Genomic DNA, 20,078 nt, shown 5'->3' with positions numbered 1-20,078 from the left:
GCCACCACCTGATCGGCCTCCACCTCGACGAATGGGTCGAGGTGGACCGCCTGGCCGCCCTTGCCGCCTGCACGGCGCAAGCACCGGACGCCCCCTGATCCGATCGTGCAGCCCCGCGCGCCACGCCGTGTGCCCCGTCACGCGCCCCGTCATGTGCTGTAGGCATGGGCGGCCATGGCGTCTACCCCGAGTCGTCGACTGCGTCATCGGCGCCCAACTCGCCTTCCCGGCCCCATACTCTGGCTCCCGCCGATGCGGACGCATCGTGTGTCACAGGGGAGGATTTCGTGAAGTCGCTCATGGCAAGGGCCCGTTGGCTGGGCACCGCGGCATCGGTCGGCCTGCTGCTGTCCACCGGAGCCGGGATCGCCACCGCACAGCCCGCCACCACCGCGGCCCCCCAGGTCGTCCCGGTGGGGTACGCGTACCCGACGACCGCCGTCACCCCGGACGGCACGAAGGCCTACGTCGGGGTGACCGACGACCCCCGCGGCACGCCCGCGGTCAAGGTCGTCGACACCCGGACCGGCGGGATCACCGCCCGGCTCACCCTTTCCACCGCCGCGAACTCCTTCGTCGGCGCGCTGGCGATGAGCCCCGACGGCACGCGGCTGTACGCGACCGTGGGGGCGCAGCACCTGGTCACCATCGACACCGACAGCGACACGGTGGCCGCCGACGTCCTGCTCCCGGTCCAGCCGCACCCCGACGGGTACGTGGACGGCTCGCCGAGCTCCCTCGTGGTCAGCCCGGACGGCGCGGGCGTCTACCTGGCCCAGAACGGGCCGCGGCAGCGCTGGGGCTTCCAGCCCGCCCGGGTCCTCGCGTACTCGACCGCCACCGGCGCCTTCACCGCCTCCGTCGGCGTCACCGACTTCAGCGTCGGTTCGATCGTCCTGCGCCCCAACGGCCAGGACCTGTACGTCACCACCGGAGCAGGCCTGGTCCACCTGGCCGCCACGCCCACCTCGCTCACCACCGTCCGCACCCTCACCGCCGGACACGGCGCCTCCGGCGGCGCGGTGCTCAGCCCCGACGGCAGCACGCTGTACGGCCTCGGCGGCTACGAGAGCGACTACCTCGTCGACACCGAGACCGATACCGTCACCGAGAACTTCCACTTCGCACCGGGCAACACCGACCTCCGCTACCCGGTCGTCAGCCCGGACGGGAGCCGCCTGTACTTCATCTCCAAGTCGACCGTCTTCATCGCCCCGGGCGGACCCACCCCTCCCGGCTACCACTACGAGAGCGTGATCCTCTCCTACGACACCGAGGCCCACGCGCTCGTCCCCGCCGAGACGGTGAACCCGCAGAAGGTGGAACTCGCCACCGGCCTGGCACTCGCCCCGGACGGCCACACCTTCTACCTCGGCGGCAACACCTACCCCGGCGGCGTTCCGGGCATCGTCGCCAGCCTGGAGATCATCGAAAACTGACGATCAGTCAATTCCTAGGCGGGTGCCCGGCCCTCGACGATCCGCCGGATCTCGCGCGCCAGGGTGTCGGGGTCACTGGTCGGCACCATGTGGTCGGCGTCGGCCGCCAGTACGTGGCGGCCGACCTCGGCCCGGCCGACGCGGTAAGCATGGGAGGCGTTCACGGCCTCCCGGACCTTCGGGCCCATGCCGGTCGAGGTCCGGACGGCCGAGACCACCGTGAGCGGGATGCCGCCGAGGGCCGGCGGGTTCTCCTTCATGGCGGTCAAGTCCGCGACGACGGAGCCGAGTTCGGCGCCCCGGGTGCGGATGGTGGAGACGGTGAACCCCTCCTCGCGCATCTCGGCCGCGGCGTCCGCCGGAAGGGCGTCGAGCATCGGGCGGAAGGCCCGGGCCAGCAGGCCGGTGCGGGCCAGCAGCATGCTGACCGCCTGCCCGATCCGCTCCTGGCGGCGCACCGAGGGCGCGAACACCAGGTCGCAGGACTCGTCCGTCGGGTCGGCCAGCACCAGGCCCGCGATCCGCTCGGGGCGGGCCGCGGCGGCGAGCCGGACGATCGGCCCGCCCCAGCTGTGCCCGACCAGGACGAACGGGCCGGGGCCGAGGCCGCCGAGGTGGTCGAGCAGGTCGTCGAGGTCCTCGGCGAGGCGGCGCAGCGGGCGCGGCGCCGGGTCCGGCGCGCTGCGGCCGAGCCCGCTGCGGTCGTACGCCACCGTGGCCGCGACCCCGTCCAGCCGGAGCTGCACCGGCGCCCAGTACGAGCGGCTGGAGGCGAGCCCGCCCTCCAGCACGACCGTCGGCACGCCCTCACCGCCGGGCCCCGGCCGCCGCAGGTAGAACAGCTCCCGGCCGTCCCGTGTCCGCGCCCGCCCCGGCTCACCCTGACTGTGCATCCCCGGCACCGCCCTCACCCTCGACCGTCCATCAAGTTTGGTTAGCCTAACCTCACTTCCCTGGTGATCGCGACCACCCGCGGCCGACCCGCAGGGTCGATGGGGCGGCGGGGACGGCGGGGACGGCGGGGACGGCGGGGACGGTCAGAAGTCGGCCACCGTGTCACCGGCCGGACCAGGGCGACAGCCTGTGACCTGGGGTCACAGGATGACCGCCTGTCTGGCTGGCCGCGAGGGCCGTCCGCAGGATGGCCGCATCGGACTCCTGCCCTCCCGTCGCGGCCGCTTCCGCCTGCCGTCCGAAGGCCCGGCCGCTCCCTCGCACGACAAGGTGGTGATCGCTGTGAGCAGCATCTCCGACCCGCCCCGGCCCGAACAGGCCGAGGACGTCCCGCCCCTGGCGCCGGCCCAGGCCTTCGAACGGTGGCGCTACGCGGGAGTGTTCCTCCTGCTGTTCCTGTTCGGCACGGAGACCTTCCTGGTGTCGCCGCTGCTGCCGACCATCGCGGACTCGGTGCACACCACCGAGGCGGCCGCCGCCTCCAGCGTCACCGCCTACGTGCTGGTGTACGCCGTCGCGGCGCCCTTCCTCGGGCTGCTGAGCGACCGGTTCGGCCGCCGCCGCACACTGGTGGCGGGCACCCTGCTGTTCGTCGTGTCCAACGCGGCGGCCGCCCTCTCCACCGGGCTGACGCTGCTGGTCGTCTCCCGCGCGGTGGCCGGGCTGGCGGCGGCCGCGGCCGGGCCGGCGATCTGGGCGCACATCGCCGAGACCGCACCGGAGGCGGTACGCGGCCGGGCCCTCGGCCTGGGCATGGCGCTGTTCTCCTGCGGCCAGGTGATCGGCGTGCCGCTCGGCGGCTTCCTCGCCGGACTGGCCGGCTGGCGGTCGGCGTTCTGGGCGCTGACCATCGGCACCGCGGCGGCCGTGCCGCTGCTGCTGAGCCAGGTCCAGCGCCGTTCGGCGCAGGCGGCCGCGCCGCAGGTGGGGGCGGTCCGGGCGATCCTGGCGGGCTGGGCCGACCCGACGCTGCGGCGCGCCCTGCTGGTCAACACGGTGTTCAACACGGCCAACCTGGGCGCCTACACCTTCCTCGGCGCGGTGCTGGTGCAGCGCTTCGACCTGTCGGTACAGGCCTTGGGCCTGGTGGGCGTGCTGGTCGGTGCGGGCAGCCTGGTCGGCTCGCTGCTGGGCGGCCGGCTCGGGGACCGGGCCAGGACCGCCGGGCGCTCCGACCTGCCGATGCTGCCGCTGTGGGGCGTGCTGCTGGCGGCGGGCGTCGCGCTGGCGGCCAAGGGGCCCGGCCTGGTCCTCGCCCTGGCCGGCGTGGTGGTGTGGTTCCTGGCCTCCGGAGGCTTCGTGACGGACCAGCAGACGCTGGCCGGCACCATCGCCCCGGAGCTGCGGGCGACCTCCAGCGCGTGGCTGACCTCGACCATGTACGCGGGCACCGGCCTGGGCGCCTGGGCGATCGGCACCTTCGGCAACGTCGCGGACGGCACCCTGCTGATCGGCACCGGGCTCGCGCTGGTGGCCGCCCTGGGCGCGCTGGCGGTCAGCCTCGGCCTGCGCCGGTCCGCCGCGTCGGGCGCCTGAGGCCCCGCCGGAACGGCCGGGATGCCCGGCAGGGCCGGCAGGGCCGGCGGCTCAGCCGACCCGGCGCTCCCCCTCCACGCCGCCGACCGCGCGCAACGGATGATCGACGAGTTCGGTCATCCGCGCCCGGTCGGCGGCGCCGTGCGGGGTGAACAGCAGCACCGTCGCGGTCGGGTCGTCCACCGGGTGGAAGGACGACAGCGTCAGCCGGACCGGGCCGAGCCCGGCCGGCTCGACGGTGACGGTGCGGACGGTCAGCTCCGCCACCGAGTGGCACCCCCACCAGTGCCGGAACTCGGGCGCGTCCTCGTCCAGGTGCCGGTAGACCTCGCCGGTGCGGGGGTCGGCCAGGGCGGGGCCGGCCTGCGCCCGGAACTGCTGGAAGACGTTCATCGCGAGCGGCTCCCAGTCGCGGAACACGGCCCGCACCCGGTGGTCGGCGGCCATCACCCACATCAGGTTGCGCCGGTCGGCGGGGACGAACTCGGGCGAGCCCCAGAGCGCGACCCAGGCGGCGTTCCAGCCGAGCAGGTCGAAGTGGCGGTCGAGCAGGACGGCCGGGCTGGTGGGCCAGGAGTCCAGGACCGGCCGGATGGCCTCGGCGAGCCGGCCGGCGCCGTCCTCCGAGGCGGCGGCCGCCGTCGGCTCGTGGTAGCCGGCCAGTCGCATGGCGTGCCGCAGCCCGGCCGCGTCCAGCCGCAGCACCCGGGCGATCGCCTCCAGCACCTGCCGGGAGGCGGTGACCCGCCCCTGCTCGACCCAGGTGTACCAGGCCAGGCCGACGCCGGAGAGGGAGGCGACCTCCTCGCGGCGCAGACCGGGGGTGCGGCGCCGGGTGGTGGCGGTGAGGCCGACGTCGGAGGGCTTGAGGAGCTCGCGATGGGCGCGCAGGAAGGCGCCGAGTTCCCTGCCTGCGGGGGGAGTTGACACGGTTGACTCCTCGGCCCTGGTCGGTGCCGTCGAATGCGGGGGTGTGGGCTGCCACCAGCGTAGACGCAGCCCGCCGCCCACCCCAGGGGTGAGCGGCGGGCTACACATGTTGTTAACGAGACGTCAGCTGCCACAGTCGGACGGGCATGTGGCTGACGTGGCCGCGCTCCTGCTGCCGGCGCCAGGCGCTCTCGCCGACGGCGCGGAAGAAGGCGGGCCGCTGCTGCGCCGGCACCGCGCGGCTGTAGTAGTCCCCGAAGGTGGCGGCGTGGAAGTGCTCGTACTGGGCGGCGCCGTCGACGGTGACCACGGCGTCGCGCTCCAGGTGGCCGGCCACCGCGAGGTGCGGGCCCACCACCGCCGCGAGTTCGTCGACGGTCCTGGTCCGGGTCGCGATCGGCAGCACCCCGGCACGCTCCAGGACGCCGGGCACCTCGTCGTACGGGGTGCCGAGGGCGACCAGGGCGTCGCGGACCAGCTCGTCCTCGCCGCCGAGGCCGCGCTCGTCCCGGGCCGGGTGGTAGGTGGTGAGCAGGAAGCGGCCGCCGGGGGCGAGGTGGGCGGCGGCCCAGGCGAAGATCCGCTCCTCGTCCGGGTACAGCCAGTGCAGCACCGAGGTCTGGGTGATCACGTCGGCCCGGAACGGCAGCGGCTCGGGCACGGTGAGGTCGGCGCGGTGCAGGGCGACCCGCTCGCCGTAGGGCTGGAGCCGGGCGGCGGCCTCGGCGATGCGGTGCTCGGAGCGTTCCAGGCCGACGGCGCGCCGCAGGGAGGGGAAGCGCTCCAGGGCCTCCTGGAGCAGCTGGCCGATCCCGCTGCCGAGGTCGATCAGGGACTCGGGGGCTCCGGTGACCTGGTCGAGCACCCAGTCACGGTCCTGGACCTGGCGCAGCCGGCTGGCGTCGGCGTACCCCGCGAGGGTGCGGGCCTGGATCTCGACGGCGGACGTGCTCACGGCTGGTTCTCCTCCACGGTGGACGGCTGTGCGGTGGACGGCTGGTCGGTAGCTGGCTGCTCCGCGGCGGACGGCTCCGCGGCGGCGGGCTGCTCCGCGACACCCTGGTCGACCAGCTTCAGCAGCCGTTCGCGGGCGGCGCTCTGGTCGTAGCGCTTGAAGAGGTTGATCCGGTTGCGGGCCAGGTCGCCCCGGTGCACGTACTCGTAGAGGTCCTGGCGCTGGCCGAAGCCGTCGCCGGTCAGCTCCCAGGCGATCCGGAAGAGCCGGGCCTTGCGTTCGGCGTCGATGTCCCGGCCGCGCATGTAGCGGTCCAGGTGCGGGCGCAGCCGGGGGTTGGCGAGGTCCCCGGCGGTGGGCTGGATGAGCAGCCCGGAGGCGCCGATCTTGCGGACGATCTCGACCGCGCTGCCGGCCACCTCGGCCGACCAGACCCGGGAGGCCGCCGTGTCGCCGGGGGCGAACAGGCCGCCGTCGGTGAGGCCGCCGCGCGCCTCGGCGGCGTCGAGGAAGTACTCGGTCAGTTCGGCGTACCCGGCGAGGCGGCCCAGGTCCTCCTGGATGTTGCGGAAGCCGTCCACGCCGATCGACTCGGCGACCAGGGTGGCACTGGCCAGCAGGGTCCGCAGCCGCTCGCGGTAGCGGATGTGGCCGACGTAGGCGCTCCAGGCGTTGATCCGGCCGAGGCCGGTGCGCGCCAGGTTCGCGTCGCGCAGCAGGAAGACGCGGTCCCAGGGCACCAGGACGTCGTCGAAGAAGAGCATCGCGTCCTGCTCGTCGAACCGCGCGCCGAGCGGGTGGGCGTGCCCCCAGGAGGCGCTGCCGAGCGGTTCGCGGGCGAGGGTGATCAGGCCGGGGGTGTTGAGCGGCAGGGCGAACCAGGTCACGAACTGCTCGCCCCGGCCCTCGGTGAACGACGCCGAGAGGTAGACCAGCACCTCGTGGGCGATCGGGGCGAGCGTGGTGAGCTGCTTGGCGCCGCGCACCACGATGCCCCGGTCGTTCTCCTCCACGACGCGCAGGGCGAGGTCGGGGTCGTCCAGCGGGTTGGCGGAGCGGTCGATCTGCGGGTCGCCGAGGGCGTGCGAGAGGACCAGGTCGTTGCTCGCGCAATGCCGGTACCACGCCTCGGCGTTGGCGCCGAAGCGCGGGTCGGCGCCGGCCAGCCGGTGCCGGAAGTCGTAGACGCCGACGGCGATCGAGGCCATGAAGGCGGGTGAGCGGCCCTGCTGTCCGAGCGCCTCGGCGTGCCACAGTTCGGCGCTGCGGCGCTGGAGCCGCAGGTCCTCCAGGGTGCGCGGGGGCTGGTAGGCGCGGGCGAGCCGCAGGCCGCTGTCCGGGCCCTCCCAGGTGAGCAGGTCGCGGTGGGCCGGGTCGTGCTGGAGGTCGATCAGGCGGGCCAGTTCGTCCACGGCCGGGCGGAACGCGGGGTGTTCGGCGGGGTTCGCGATGCGCTTGCCGTCGAGGTAGAGCTCGCGGCCGTCGTCCAGTTCGGCCCGGTACCGGTCGCCGGTCAGCAGGCCGCGGGCGGTGGCGGGTGCGCCGCGGCCGGTGATGGTGCCCAGCAGTGTCATGCGCCAACTCCGTTTGATGTCAAGGGTTCAAGGGTTCAAGGGCTTCGGGTCGATCACGCGGTACCGGCCGTCGTGGTAGAGCAGCGGGTCGCCGTCGCCGCGGTCCGCGGCGGCGACCCGGCCGACCAGGATGGTGTGGTCGCCGCCGGGCAGGGTGCCGTGCAGCCGGCAGTCGAACCAGGCCAGGGCGTCGTCGACGAGCGGGGCGCCGGTGACGGCCGTGCGCATCGGCACCGCGGTGAAGCCGCCGAGCGCACGCCCGGCCCCGGGGGTGGCGAAGCGCCGGGCCACCGCCGACTGGCCGTCCGTCAGGACCGAAAGGCCGAACCGTCCGGCGGCGCGGGCCGCGGCCACGAGCGGGCTGTGGCGGCTGACCGCGACGGTGACCAGCAGCGGGTCGAGGGAGAGGGTGTTGAAGGAGGAGACCGTCTTGGCGAAGACCTCCTCGTCCGATCGGGTGGTGACCACCGCGACCCCGGTGGTCCAGCCGCGGGAGGCGGCCCGGAAGGCCTCCTCGGTGGCCTTCGCCGTGGTCACGGCCGCCGCGGGGCCGCTCATCGCAGCCCCACCCGGTAGGCGCGCAGCCACTCGTCGACCTGGACCAGGTGGTCGAGGCCGCCGACCGGGTTCGGCGCGGTGCGCGGGCTGGGCAGCGGGCGGCCCTCGGCGAGCAGCCGGCGGACCAGCTCGCGGTCCACCAGCTCGAAGACCGGCGCGTTCGGGTCGGCCAGCAGCTCGTGCGCCCGGGCGGTGAGCACCTCGGTGTAGCGGACGGCCGGGGTGGAGGGGTAGCCGCTCTTGGGCCGGTCGGCGACCTGCGGCGGGAGGAGGTCCCGGACGGCGTCGCGGAACAGGCCCTTGGCCCGCCCGTCCGGCGCCTTGAGCGCCCACGGGACGTTCCACAGGTACTCCACCAGGCGGTGGTCGCAGAACGGCACTCGCACCTCCAGGCCGACCGACATCGACACCCGGTCCACCCGGTCCAGCAGCGGGGGGAGCCAGCGGGTGAGCGCGAGGTGGAAGACCTCGCGGATCCGCGCGTCGGCGGCCGACTCGCCGGGCAGGCGCGACACCTCGCCGAGCGAGCGGTGGTAGGCGGCGGCGGTGTACTCCTCGGGGCGTACCTCGGCGCGGACGTCCGGGCGCAGCAGGTCCGCCGGCGTGGCCTTGCCGTGCAGCCACGGGAAGGTCGGCGCGGCGACGGCCTGCGCGTCGTGGAAGTACGGGTAGCCGCCGAAGATCTCGTCCGCGGCCTCGCCGGAGAGTGCGACCGTGGAGCGCCGCCGCACCTCGCGGAAGAGCAGGTGCAGCGAGGCGTCCATCTCGCCCCAGCCGGGCCGGTCCCGGGCGCGCAGGACGGCGTCGCGGGCGTCCAGCAGGTCGTCGTCGGGCACCAGGACGGTGGTGTGCAGGGTGCCGATGTGCTCGGCGGCGGCCTGCACGTACGGGGCGTCGAGGGTGGTCCGCCAGGCGTCCGGGGTGCGGTCGGTGCTGCCGGGGAAGTCGACCGAGAAGCTGGCGATCTTCCCGTGGCCGGCCCGCTCGCGGGCGGCCGCGGCCAGCGCGGTGACGGCGCTGGAGTCGACGCCGCCGGAGAGCAGGGTGCACAGCGGCACGTCGCTGATCAGCTGCCGCTCGACGGCGTCGGCGAGCAGGTCCCGGACGGTGCCGCGGGTGGTCGCGGCGTCGTCCCGGTGCTCGGCCGACTCCAGCCGCCAGTAGCGGAGTTCGCGGGTGGCGCCGCGGCCGACGACCACCAGGTGGCCGGGCCGGACTTCGTGCAGCCCGCGGAACAGGCCGTGGCCGGCGCTCGGCGCGGCGGGCAGCGCGAACAGTTCGGCGATGCCCTCGGCGTCCAGTTCGGCGCGGAACAGCGGGTTCGCGAGCACCGCCTTGGGCTCGGAGCCGAACAGCACCCCGGTGGCGTGGGCGTGCCAGTACAACGGCTTGATGCCGAGGTGGTCGCGGACCAGCAGCAGTTCCTCGCGCGCGGCGTCCCACAGGGCGTAGGCGAAGATGCCGTTGAACCTGGTCGGCGCGTCCTTGCCCCACTGGAGGTGGGCCCGCAGGACCACCTCGGTGTCGGAGCGGGTCCGGAAGACGTGCCCGAGGGCCTCCAGTTGCGCGCGCAGCTCGCGGTGGTTGTAGAGCTCCCCGTTGTAGCAGAGCACGGCGCCGGCGTCGGGCCCCGGGCGGTCGGCGAGCGGCTGGGCCCCGCCGTCCAGGTCGATCACGGACAGCCGGCGGTGGCCGAACGCGGCGTGCCGGGAGAGCCAGACGCCGTCCGCGTCCGGGCCGCGGCAGGCCAGGGTGGCGGTCATCTCCCGGACCGTCCGCGCCTGGTGGCGCAGGTCGGTGTCCCAGTCGATCCAGCCGGTGACACCGCACATCTCAGGACTCCCCCGGTTCGTCGTTGGCGGCGGGCCCGGCTGCGGCGCTCGACTCCCAGCGGCAGCCGTGGCCGGTCGGGCCGTTGGTCAGGCGGTGCGCGGGCCGGTAGCCCTTGGCGCGGATGTTGGCGGACAGCGCCTCGGTGCAGTAGGTGCAGGGCGAGGCGAGGGTCAGCTGGACGCCCGAGCGGCGGGCCTTCTCGCGGTAGTCCCAGATCGCACAGTGCGTGATGGTGAGCGCCGCGTGCTCGGCGTCGGGCGGCTCCTCGTCGTCGAACTCGTACTCCGAGCCGTACAGTTCGGCCTGCCGGGCGATCCGGTGGATCGGGTCGGCGGCGCCCCGGCCGTGGTCGGGTTCGACCTCGCGGTGCACCTCGGCATTGGACCGGGCCCAGTCCCCCAGCCCCTCCTCGCCGTAGCGGCGCACGAGGAAACGTTCCATCAGTGCCTGGTCGCGGAAGAACACCCGCTGCCACTCCGGGGCCGGGGCGTCCGGCGCGGGGAGGTCGGCGAAGAGCTCGGACTGCAGCACGAACCAGTCGGTCAGGTGCAGCCCGTTCCCGCGCGACACCAGGTACCGCGTCAGGCCCGCCTCGGCCTCGTGCAGCCGCTGGCGCCAGAGCGCCGACCGCTCGGCGTCCGACATCGCGCGGTACGGGGACCTCGGCTGCTCCGCGCCGGGGCTCCGGTGGCTCGCGGCGGCCAGCACCGCCGTGCGCGGGCCGGCGTCGGCACCCGCCGCACCGGTGGAACCGGTCGGACCGCCGGTCCTGTCGGACACACCCCCCATCGGGCCATCTCCCTTCGGCTGGACGATCCTTCGGACCGTCGTGTGGTGGTCGTTTCCCGCCACGCTACGGAGCCGGCCGGGCGCCCCGGTAGCCCCGAACGGCGCCGCTCAGGGCGCCGATCGTCGCCTCGCGCATGCTCCGAAGGTCACCCGCGGGAGGCGGCCGGAACACGACGGAGGGCGGGCCCCGCGTGCTGCGGGGCCCGCCCTCCGGAGAGTGGTGACGGAGATGTGCTGGAACGAACTACCCGGCGAGGCCGTGCCGGTGGGCGTAGAGCGCGGCGCGCAGCCGGTCGGGCTGCCCGATCTTGCGCATGGCCTGGGTGAGGTGCTTCTTCACGGTCGCCTCGGCCAGGGCGAGCTCCCGCCCGATCTCGGCGTTGCTCAGCCCGAGCCCGAGCTGGACCAGCACCTCGTGCTCACGATCCGTCAGTCCGGCGTGCTGCGGCGCCAGTTCGCCGACGTGCTGAGGGGGAGCCGCCGCGTGGGTCCGGGCCGGCGGCGGCGCCGGCAGGAACACCGACCCGCCCGCCGCGGCGAGTTGGACGGCGCTGATGATCCGGTCCTCGGCCAGGTCGAGCGGAAAGCAGCCGCTGGCCCCGGCCAGCAGCATCCGGCTCGCCTCGGCGGTCGACTCGGCCCGGCGCAGCAGCAGCACCCGGGCGTCGGGCGCCGCGTCCGGGCCGCGCAGCGCCACCACGACGGCGAGGTCGGCCTCCAGGCTCGCGCCGCGGCCGAGCAGGATGACGTCGGGGGCGACCCGGCGCACGGCGGCCACCGCGCGCAGCGGGTCGCCGGTGGACCCGACCACGGCCAGCCCGGGCACGGTCGTCAGCACGCTGCGCAGCCCGGCGCTGGCCACCGAGTGCCGCTCGACCAGGAACACCCGGGCGTCGGCGGTGCGGTCGCGGTCCTCCTCCACGCACATCGGATGGCCGCACCCGCAACCGGTGGCGGTCGGCCCGACCGACGGTGGCGGCGTCACCGTCTCCGCCAGCAGCTGGTGACCGGCGATCAGGTCGAGCGGGTTGTCGATCTCGGCCTGTGCCGGTGGTGCGGCGTGCACCGGCGGCGCGCCCGCGGCGGGGGCGTCCACCAGGGTGGCGCCGCCGCAGGCGCCGCGTCGGGCGGGAATCCGGCGGCCGCGCGGGCCGGCCGGGACGGCGAGCTTGCTCACTGCTGCCATCGCGCACCCCCGGGGGCGGAGGCAGGGCGTCTGAGGTACGGCATGGCGATACGGTCCCCTTGCTGGTGGCGGGCCGGCCCGGTGGGCACGGGTGCTGCGGCGAGGATCCGTCGAGGACGCGCACGGGCGTCGGCTGCGGAATCCGGGACTGGGGAGGGGCGCCGACCGCAGCGGCTGGGAACGGGGCGGTCAGCGCGCAGCGCGCGGGCGACAGAGCTCGTCGAAACACCGTCGGTGCCACGAGCCGCCGATCCCGACCAGGGTGATGTCGGTCCGCCGAATAGCCATGCGGGGAACCCTAGGTCCGGTTCCTTGTGCAGGTCAAGGACAGAACCGGGGCTCGGCGCCCTGGGCAGTGGCGGTCCTGGCACTCCGGATGCTGTGACCAGGAGTAACAGCATCAAGTGCTGACTGGCTGTCCGGGCCACCGGTCCGCAACGCTCCTTCAAGCGGCCGCAGCTGCCGGAGCGGCACCGATGTCCCCCGTCCCACGGACCGCCCGACCCGTGCTCCGGCACCCGATCCCGCCCCGACGCGGCATCCGCCCCCCGGCGAACGGCCCGTCCCACGGCCCCGGTCCGGCGGTCCAGCACCCCGGACGCCGCCGGTGACTGCCGGTTACCACCGCCGACCGTCCCGAACCGCTCCCCGAACCGCCCCTCCCGGAAGGACCACCAGCCCCATGCCCGCCCCGCCCAACCGGCCCGCCGCCGGCCAGTCCGGCGCCACGCCACGGAGGGCCGGGTGACCCGCTTCCTGCTGCGCCGCCTCCTGCTGGCCGTACCGACCCTGCTCGGCGTCACCGCCGTCGTCTTCGCGACCGTCACGCTCGTCCCCGGCGATCCGGTGGCCCTCTTCCTCGGGCCGGGCGCACCGCCCGAGGCCCGCCGCGAGCTCTCCGAACGGCTCGGCCTGGACCAGCCGTTGCCCGTCCGCTACGCCTCCTGGCTCTGGCACGCGCTCACCGGCGACCTCGGCACCTCCGTCTCCGGTCAGCGCCCGGTCGCCGACCTGCTGCTCCCGGCGCTCGGCCAGACGCTGACCCTGACCGCGGCCGCCTTCCTGCTGGTGCTGGTCGGCGGGGTGGCGCTGGGCGCCGTCGGCGCGCTGCGCCCGCGCGGCCCCGGCGGGCGGATCTCCGGCGCGCTGTCCGCCCTCGCGGTCTCCGCCCCGCAGTACTCGGTGGCCCTGCTGCTGATCGCCGTCTTCGCCGTGGGCCTGCGCTGGCTGCCGGCCGGGGGCACGCACGACGTGTTCGGCTCCGGCGGCCTGCCCGACCTGGCCCGCCACCTGGTCCTGCCGGCCGTGGCCGCCGCGCTCGTCCCGCTCGGGCTCACCGCCCGGGTGTTCCGGGCCGCGCTGGGGGGCGTGCTGGCCGGCGAGCTGGCCGACTCGCTGCGCGCCCGCGGCCTGCGCCCGGCCACCGTGCTGCGGCACTGCGTGCACAACGCCTCGCCGGCACTGCTGACCATCGGCGGCCTGCAACTCGCCTACCTCCTGGAAGGGGTGATCTTCGTGGAGACCCTGTTCGCCTGGCCGGGCGTCGGCCGGCTGCTGTACGACGCCCTCACCTCCCGCGACCTGCCCCTGGTGCAGGGCGGGGTGCTGGTGGTGGCGGTCGCGTTCGTCGGCGTCAACATCCTCGTGGACGCGGCGCACGCGGCGATCGACCCGCGAGTAAGGAACTGATGTGACGTCACGTGTCCTCAGCCGGGGCAACCTCGGCCTGACCGTCCCCGCCGCCCTCGCGGCTCTGCTGGTCCTGCTCGCGCTCGCCGCGCCGCTGGTCGCCCCGTACGACCCGGCCGCCGGGCGGCTGGCGGACCGGCTGCTCGACCCGGGCAGCCCCGGCCACCTGCTCGGCACCGACGGCCAGGGCCGCGACCTGCTCAGCCGGCTGATCTGGGCCGGGCGCGCCTCGCTCACCGGCGGGCTCGTCCCGGTCGCGGTGGCCGCCGTCGTCGGCACCCTGCTCGGCGTCGTGGCCGGGCTCGGCGGCCGGACCACCGAACAGGCCCTGCTGCGCCTGCTGGACGTGCTCTACGCCTTCCCCGGGGTGCTGCTGGCGATCGCCATCGCCTCGCTGCTCACGCCCGGCCTGGGCGCGACCGTGCTCGCGCTGTCGGTGGTGCTCACCCCCGCGGTGGCGCGGGTCGCGTTCACCGAGACCCGGCGGGTCCGGGCCGCCGAGTACCTGGTGGCCGCCCGGGTCAGCGGCGCCGGCTGGGGGTCGCTGGTCCTGCGCCAGGTCGCCCCGGTGGTGGCGCCGGTGGTCCTGGTGTACGCGTCCTCGCTGGTCGGGCTGGCCATCATGTACGCCGCCGGGCTGTCCTTCCTCGGGCTCGGGGTCGCCCCGCCCACCGCCGAGTGGGGCGCGATGCTGGAGGAGCTGCGGCCCTCGCTGCTCACCCACCCCTGGGTGGCGGTCCTGCCGGCCCTGGTCATCATCGCCGTCTCGGTCGTCTTCAACACCCTCGGCGAGACACTGCGCACCCGCGTCGGCGACACCGGCGCCCTGCTGGCGCACGCCGCCCCCGCCGCCGCGAGCCGGTCCACCGACCAGTCCGCCGACCGCTCAGCCGACCGCTCGGCCGACGGCTCGGCCCGGCCGGGAGCCGCGAAGCGGGTGGGCGCATGAGCACGCTGCTGGAGATCAACGGCCTGACCGTCGAGTACCCCGGCGGGGTCCGGGCCGTCGACGACGTCTCCCTCACCCTGCCCGCCGGCCGCTCCCTGGTGCTGCTCGGCGAATCCGGCAGCGGCAAGACCACCGTCGCCCGCACGGTGCTCGGGCTGCCGGGGCACGGCGCCGCCGTCACCGGAGGCGTCCGGCTCGCCGGGACGGACCTGCGGGCGCTCGGCGAACGCGCACTGGCCGACGTCCGCGGCCGGCGGATCGGCTACGTTCCGCAGGACCCGGCCGCCTCGCTCGACCCACTGCGCCGGATCGGCCCGCAGCTCGCCGAGGTGCTGCGGCGGCACGGGATCGCCGCCGACCGCCGGGCCGCCCGCGCGGCCGTGCCGAAGCTGCTCGCCACCGCCGGCATCCCGGACCCGGAACGCGTCGCCCGGGCCTACCCGCACGAGCTCTCCGGCGGCCTGCGCCAGCGCGCCGCCATCGCCGTCGCGATCTGCTGCGGCCCGGAACTGCTGATCGCCGACGAGCCGACCACCGCGCTCGACGCGCTGATCCGCGGGCGGATCCTCGACCTGTTCACCACCCTGCGCGCCGACTGCGGCATCGCCCTGCTGCTGGTCACCCACGACCTCGCGGCGGCCCGCCGGATCGGCGGCACCGTGGCGGTCATGCGGGCCGGCCGGATCGTCGAACTCGGGCCCGCCGAGCGGGTGCTGGGCGACCCGGAACACGCCTTCACCGCCGCCCTGGTGGCCGCCGAACCAGGAGCCCGCCGATGAACGCCGTAGCCCACACCCGGCCGGACGCCGTCCCCGCCCGCCCGGGCCCGGTCCTGGTCGTCGACGCCGTCACCAAGCGCTACGGCGACCGGACCGCCCTGGACGCCGTCAGCCTCACCGTCGCGCCGGGCGAGACCGTCGGCCTGGTCGGCGAATCCGGCTCGGGGAAGTCCACCCTGGCCCGGCTCGCCCTCGGGGTGCTCGCCCCCGACGCCGGCAGCGTCCGCTTCGCCGGCCGCGATCCGTACCGGCTGCGCGGCCGCGCCGACCGGGCGCTGCGGGGCCGGCTCCAGTTCGTCCCGCAGGACCCGCGCGGATCACTCAACCCCAGCCTGCGCGCCGGGGAGGCGGTCGCCTTCGCGCTGCGCCTGCACGGCACGCCGCGCGCCGAACGCGCCGCGGCCGTCGCCCGGCTCTTCACCCAGGTCGGCCTGGAGCCCGCGCTCGCCGACCGCTACCCGCGGGAGCTGTCCGGCGGGCAGCTCCAGCGGGTGGCCGTCGCCCGGGCCCTGGCCACCGGGCCGGACCTGGTGGTCTGCGACGAACCGACCTCCGCCCTCGACCGCAGCGTGCAGGCCCGCCTGCTCGACCTGCTGACCGACCTCCAGGAACGCACCGGCCTGGCCTACCTGTTCATCTCCCACGACCTCGCCGTCGTCCGGCACCTCGCCCACCGGGTGCTGGTGCTGCGGCACGGCCGGGTGGTCGAGGAGGGCCCGGCCGGCCTGCTCTGGGACTCCCCCGCGCACCCGTACACCCGGGCGCTGCTGGAGGCCGCCACCGGCGTCGCGTGACCCGCCGCCGAAGCTCCGTACCGACACACCGACACACCGACACATCGCCGCACCACCGAACCCCCGCACCTCCGCACCACCGAACCGACGAGGAATCGCCATGACGCGCACCAGCCGTATCCGCTCCAGAGCCGTCGCCCTGCCGGCCGCCGCCGTTCTGCTCGCGGCGGCGGCCGGCTGCGCCGGCTCCGACGGCGGCGGCTCCGCGGGGGCGGGCGGCGGTGACGGCCGCGGCGGCACCCTGGTCATCGGCGCCACCGGCAAACTCCCCAACCCCGACACGGTGATCGGCGGCGCCGGCTTCGAGGGCAAGCGGCTGGTCTCCTTCCAGCTCTACGAGGGCCTCACCCGGTACGAACTGCTCAAGGACACCGACAAGCCGCCGGTCGTCACCGGCGCCCTGGCCACCGACTGGCAGGTCGCCGCCGACGCCAGGACGTGGACCTTCACCCTCCGCAAGGGCGTCACGTTCCAGGACGGCACCCCGTTCGACGCCGACGCCGTGGTCTTCAACCTGGCCCGCTACCTCGACAAGAAGAGCCCCGAGTACACCGACGCCCTCGGCGCCGCCGCCGCCGAGTACGCGGGCGACATCGTCTCGTACCGCAAGACCGACGCCGACCACGTCGAACTGGTCACCAAGGACCCCAACGGCCACTTCCCCGAGGACCTCGCGCACGTCCTGATCGCGAGCCCCACCGCCGTCCGCAAGTCCGGCTCGGCGGACTTCGCCCGGCACCCGGTCGGCACCGGCCCCTTCTCGTTCGTCTCGCAGACCGAGGGCCAGCAGATCGAGCTGGCCGCCAACAAGGGCTACTGGCGCGGCGCCCCCAGGCTCGACCGGCTCGTGATCAAGGCGCTGCCGGACGCCGCGGCCCGCACCGCCGCCCTGCGCTCCGGCGGCGTGAACTGGATCGAATACCCGAACCCGGACGACATCGACAGCCTCAAGGCCGACGGCGTCCAGATCGCCACCAACAGCTACGACCACCTCTGGTACTGGATCCTGGACACCTCCAAGGCGCCCTGGGACAACCCGCTGGTCCGCAGGGCCGCCAACTTCGCGATCGACCGCAAGGCCATCGCCGAGAAGCTGCTGCACGGCACCGCCGACCCGGCCTACCAGACCGCGCCGCGCGCCACCGCCGCCTACGACCCCGCCGGCGACGTCTACTCCTACGACCCCGCCAAGGCCCGGCAGTTGCTCGCCGAGGCCGGCGTCCCGAACGGCTTCAGCACCTCCGTCACCGTGCCCACCGGCGGCAGCGGCAACCTGCTGCCGGTGCCGATCGCCGAGGCCCTCCAGCGGGATCTCGCCGCCGTCGGCATCAAGGTCGAGCTGCGCACCACCGACTGGACCACGCTGATCGGCGCCGAGGCCAAGGGCCAGGTGGCGCTCGGCTCGGACGCCGTCGCCCAGTCCACCACACTGTTCCAGTCCGAGGCGCTGCTCCCGCTGTTCATCGGCTCCAAGAGCCCGTTCTGGACCGGCCACTACACCAATCCGCAGGTCGACGAGCTGCTCGCGTCGTCGGCCGCGAACGCCGACCAGGCCGCCCGGCAGGCCGGGTACCGCAAGGCGCTCGCGCTGGTCACCCAGGACGCGCCCTGGCTGTTCGTGGTCAACGACCGCAATCCGAGGGCCCTTTCGCCGAAGGTCCAGGGGCTCGTGCAGCCGCAGTCCTGGTTCCTCGACCTGACCACCGTGTGGGTCCGCTGACCCGCGGACACCGCCTCTCCCCCGGCTCCGAAGAGCACCGCGCACCACAGGAAGGACGGCCATCCCGATGACCGACCCGCACCGACCGCACCACCACAGCGGGACCGTCCCGCCCGGCTCCGCGCACGGCCCCGTGCCCGCCGCGCCGCCCAAGTGGGGCATCACCCTCCCGCTGCCCGGCCTGACCATCGACCGGCACCGGTTCCTGGTCGAGCGGCTGCCCGACCTCGGCTACACCGACGTGTGGAGCGCCGAGGGCGGCGGCACCGACGCCTTCACCCCGCTGGCCGCCACGGCGGCCTGGTCCCCCTCGCTGCGGATCGGCACCGGCATCGTCCCGGTGCACACCCGCGGCCCGGCCGTGCTCGCCCAGACCGCCGCGACGCTCGCCCAACTCGCCCCGGGCCGCCTGCTGCTGGGCATCGGCGCCTCGGTGCCCGCGCACGTCACCGACATCAACGGCATCCCGTTCGACGAGCCGTTCAAGCGGACCAGGGACGTCCTGCGCTTCGTCACCCGGGCGCTGCGCGGCGAGTACGTCACCGGCGGGTTCGACACCTTCGACATCACCGGCTACCGGCTGCCGCACCCGCCGACCGAGCCGGTCAAGGTCATCCTGGGCGCGCTGCGGCCCAACATGCTCCGGCTCGGCTTCAACGAGGGCGACGGCGCCATCACCAACCTGCTGTTCCCGCACGACGTGCCGAAGATCCTGGACGCCGTCGGCCCGCAGCCGCCCGGGAAGGAGCTGGTCGTCAAGGTCTTCGTCTGCCCCACCGAGGACACCGACTACGCCCACCGCGCCAGCCGGCCGTTCCTCGCCTGGATCCTCAACCGCGAGCCGTACCGCAAGTTCCACGAGTGGCTGGGCCACGGCGAGCTCCTCGCCGAGACCCACCGTCTCTGGGCGGCCGGCGACCCGGAGGGCGCCCAGAAGGCGCTGCCCGACGAGGTCGTCGACGGGCTGTTCATCAGCGGCTCGCCGGAGGAGTGCCGGGAGCGCATCCTCGCCTACCACCGCCCCGGTGTCACCACCATCCAGCTGTACGTGTCGCTGCCGCCCGAGGTGTTCGTCAGCCGCGCCAAGCTGCTCGACACCCTGGCCCGGCTCGGGCCGGCCGCCCTCTGACCGTCGCGCCCCGACCGCTTCACCCTCACCCCTGCCACCCTCACGACGCTCACGACCGGAGGAGAGCCGTGCCACTCGAAATCCGCGGCGGGGTCCGCGCCGCACCCGTCCCCGGCCACACCGCGCAGGAACGCCAGGCCCTGCGCTGGGCCCCCGACGGCCGCGACCGCACCGCCGACCCCGCGTACGTCACCCGCACCGCGCGGGAGAACGAGGAGGACGGGCTGGACAGCGCCCTGGTGGTGCAGTCCAGTTCGTGGCCCGACCCGTGGCTGGTGGCCTCGTGGGCCCTGGCCGCCACCACACGGCTGCGCATCGCGGTCGCCCACCGGGTCGGCACCACCGCGCCGACCGTCGCCGCCCGCTCCCTCGCGACCCTGGACCGCCTCTCCGGCGGGCGGGCGGCGGCCCACGTCATCATCGGCTCCAGCGACCACGACACGGCCCGCGACGGCGACCTCCTGGACAAGCAGGAGCGCTACCGCCGGGCCGACGAGTACCTCGACCTGTTCACCCGCTACCTCGCCGCCGACCAGGACATCGACCACAAGGGCGAGTTCTACACCGTGTCCGCGGCCCGGCCCGGCCTGCACCCCAGACCCGGCGGCGAGCTGCTCTCCTTCGGCGGCTCGTCACCGCAGGGCCTCGACCTGGCGGCCCGCTACGCGGAGGTGTACGCCGTCAGCCCGCTGCCGCTGCCGGACACCCGGCGGCGGATCGCCCAGGTCCGCACCGCCGCCGCCGCGCACGGCCGGACCCTGCGGATCTGGCGGCACGTCACCGTCGTCCTCGCCGACACCGACGAGGCGGCCCGCGACCGCGTCCGCCGGCTGCGCCGCGACGCCCTGCGCCTCACCTCCGGCGGCGGCGGGCCCTGGACGGAAGCCGTTCAGCTCGACCGCGACCGAGAGCGCGGCCGCTCCGACCCGGCCCGGGGCGACGAGCAGGTCGCCGCCTACATCCGCCGCTCCCTCACCGCCGCCTACGCCGGCTCCCCCGCCACCGTCGCCGCCCGCATCGGCCTGCTCCGCTCGGCCGGCGTGGACATCGTCCAGCTCGACCTCCCCGTCGAGACCGACCAGGACCGCGAGCTGCGCCGCAGCCTCGTCCGCCACCTCCGCACCGGCCTGGGCACCCCCGCCGACCGCCGCGTCTGGTGACCGGCGCCCCCGTTCGGCCGGGGGGGGGGGGGGGGCCCCCGCCCCCCCCCCCCCCCCCGGGCCCCCGCAGTTGCCCCGGGTGTTTTGTTTGTGGGGTTTTGGGG

17 protein-coding genes are annotated in these 20,078 nt (G+C 75.2%); 9 read left to right on the top strand and 8 right to left on the bottom strand.

All coding sequences use genetic code 11. The annotated features are described in order from the left end of the window. Nucleotides 1-299: 299 nt before the first annotated feature. Nucleotides 300-1,439, top strand: coding sequence for a WD40 repeat domain-containing protein (locus ACFWPI_RS28680; protein WP_380378336.1), 1,140 nt, complete (start codon nt 300-302; stop codon nt 1,437-1,439). A 14-nt stretch (nt 1,440-1,453) separates the two neighbouring features. Here ACFWPI_RS28680 and ACFWPI_RS28675 read toward each other — a convergent pair whose 3' ends face one another. Further along, a complete protein-coding gene (locus ACFWPI_RS28675; RefSeq protein WP_380378334.1) occupies nt 1,454-2,332 on the bottom strand; it encodes an alpha/beta fold hydrolase in 879 nt (292 codons plus the stop codon). Nucleotides 2,333-2,675: 343 nt separating this feature from the next. On the opposite strand from ACFWPI_RS28675, the gene ACFWPI_RS28670 reads away from it, so the two are divergent. After that, the gene (locus ACFWPI_RS28670) at nt 2,676-3,929 is read left to right on the top strand and encodes an MFS transporter (RefSeq protein WP_380378333.1); all 1,254 of its coding nucleotides are present in this window, start codon (nt 2,676-2,678) and stop codon (nt 3,927-3,929) included. Between the two features lie 51 nt (nt 3,930-3,980). On the opposite strand, the gene ACFWPI_RS28665 is transcribed toward ACFWPI_RS28670, so the two are convergent. The 7 genes from ACFWPI_RS28665 to ACFWPI_RS28635 all read right to left on the bottom strand — a co-directional run bounded on the left by ACFWPI_RS28665 (nt 3,981) and on the right by ACFWPI_RS28635 (nt 11,754). After that, a complete protein-coding gene (locus tag ACFWPI_RS28665) occupies nt 3,981-4,859 on the bottom strand; it encodes a helix-turn-helix domain-containing protein (RefSeq protein WP_380378331.1) in 879 nt (292 codons plus the stop codon). A 112-nt stretch (nt 4,860-4,971) separates the two neighbouring features. After that, a complete protein-coding gene (locus ACFWPI_RS28660; protein ID WP_371515894.1) occupies nt 4,972-5,814 on the bottom strand; it encodes a trans-aconitate 2-methyltransferase in 843 nt (280 codons plus the stop codon). Continuing rightward, entirely contained in the window at nt 5,811-7,388 is a 1,578-nt protein-coding gene (locus ACFWPI_RS28655) for a 4-hydroxyphenylacetate 3-hydroxylase family protein (protein ID WP_380378329.1), read from the bottom strand. The genes ACFWPI_RS28660 and ACFWPI_RS28655 overlap by 4 nt, the downstream gene beginning before the upstream one ends. Before the next feature lie 27 nt (nt 7,389-7,415). Then, nucleotides 7,416-7,946, bottom strand: coding sequence for a flavin reductase family protein (locus ACFWPI_RS28650; protein WP_380378327.1), 531 nt, complete (start codon nt 7,944-7,946; stop codon nt 7,416-7,418). Further along, nucleotides 7,943-9,778 carry an asparagine synthase (glutamine-hydrolyzing) gene (asnB, locus tag ACFWPI_RS28645; protein ID WP_380378326.1) on the bottom strand — a complete coding sequence of 612 codons (1,836 nt, stop codon included), beginning with the start codon at nt 9,776-9,778 and terminating at the stop codon, nt 7,943-7,945. Before asnB ends, ACFWPI_RS28650 begins: the two co-directional genes overlap by 4 nt. A gap of 1 nt (nt 9,779) precedes the next feature. Further along, nucleotides 9,780-10,559 (bottom strand): hypothetical protein, encoded by a 780-nt coding sequence (locus ACFWPI_RS28640; RefSeq protein ID WP_380378324.1) that lies wholly within the window; start codon nt 10,557-10,559, stop codon nt 9,780-9,782. Nucleotides 10,560-10,812: 253 nt separating this feature from the next. Further along, nucleotides 10,813-11,754 carry a LuxR C-terminal-related transcriptional regulator gene (locus tag ACFWPI_RS28635; RefSeq protein ID WP_380378323.1) on the bottom strand — a complete coding sequence of 314 codons (942 nt, stop codon included), beginning with the start codon at nt 11,752-11,754 and terminating at the stop codon, nt 10,813-10,815. Nucleotides 11,755-12,498: 744 nt separating this feature from the next. Here ACFWPI_RS28635 and ACFWPI_RS28630 point away from each other — a divergent pair. The 7 genes from ACFWPI_RS28630 to ACFWPI_RS28600 all read left to right on the top strand — a co-directional run bounded on the left by ACFWPI_RS28630 (nt 12,499) and on the right by ACFWPI_RS28600 (nt 19,974). After that, entirely contained in the window at nt 12,499-13,443 is a 945-nt protein-coding gene (locus tag ACFWPI_RS28630; RefSeq protein WP_350880832.1) for an ABC transporter permease, read from the top strand. Between the two features lies 1 nt (nt 13,444). After that, a complete protein-coding gene (locus tag ACFWPI_RS28625) occupies nt 13,445-14,392 on the top strand; it encodes an ABC transporter permease (RefSeq protein WP_380378320.1) in 948 nt (315 codons plus the stop codon). Next, on the top strand, nt 14,389-15,171 hold the full coding sequence (locus ACFWPI_RS28620; RefSeq protein ID WP_380378319.1) for an ABC transporter ATP-binding protein: 783 nt from the start codon (nt 14,389-14,391) through the stop codon (nt 15,169-15,171). The genes ACFWPI_RS28625 and ACFWPI_RS28620 overlap by 4 nt, the downstream gene beginning before the upstream one ends. Beyond that, nucleotides 15,168-15,965 carry an ABC transporter ATP-binding protein gene (locus tag ACFWPI_RS28615; protein ID WP_380378317.1) on the top strand — a complete coding sequence of 266 codons (798 nt, stop codon included), beginning with the start codon at nt 15,168-15,170 and terminating at the stop codon, nt 15,963-15,965. Before ACFWPI_RS28620 ends, ACFWPI_RS28615 begins: the two co-directional genes overlap by 4 nt. 100 nt (nt 15,966-16,065) lie before the next feature. Then, on the top strand, nt 16,066-17,685 hold the full coding sequence (locus ACFWPI_RS28610; RefSeq protein ID WP_380378315.1) for an ABC transporter substrate-binding protein: 1,620 nt from the start codon (nt 16,066-16,068) through the stop codon (nt 17,683-17,685). A gap of 67 nt (nt 17,686-17,752) precedes the next feature. Further along, nucleotides 17,753-18,814, top strand: a complete 1,062-nt coding sequence (locus ACFWPI_RS28605; RefSeq protein WP_363581882.1) for an LLM class F420-dependent oxidoreductase — start codon at nt 17,753-17,755, stop codon at nt 18,812-18,814. 68 nt (nt 18,815-18,882) lie between these two features. After that, nucleotides 18,883-19,974, top strand: a complete 1,092-nt coding sequence (locus ACFWPI_RS28600; protein WP_380378312.1) for an LLM class flavin-dependent oxidoreductase — start codon at nt 18,883-18,885, stop codon at nt 19,972-19,974. Nucleotides 19,975-20,078 lie beyond the last annotated feature (104 nt).

Origin of the sequence: Kitasatospora sp. NPDC058492 (assembly GCF_042720685.1) — a bacterium.
GTDB lineage: Bacteria > Actinomycetota > Actinomycetes > Streptomycetales > Streptomycetaceae > Kitasatospora.
Note: the sequence above shows the minus strand (reverse complement) of the source record. Positions and strands in the feature narration are given on the sequence as shown.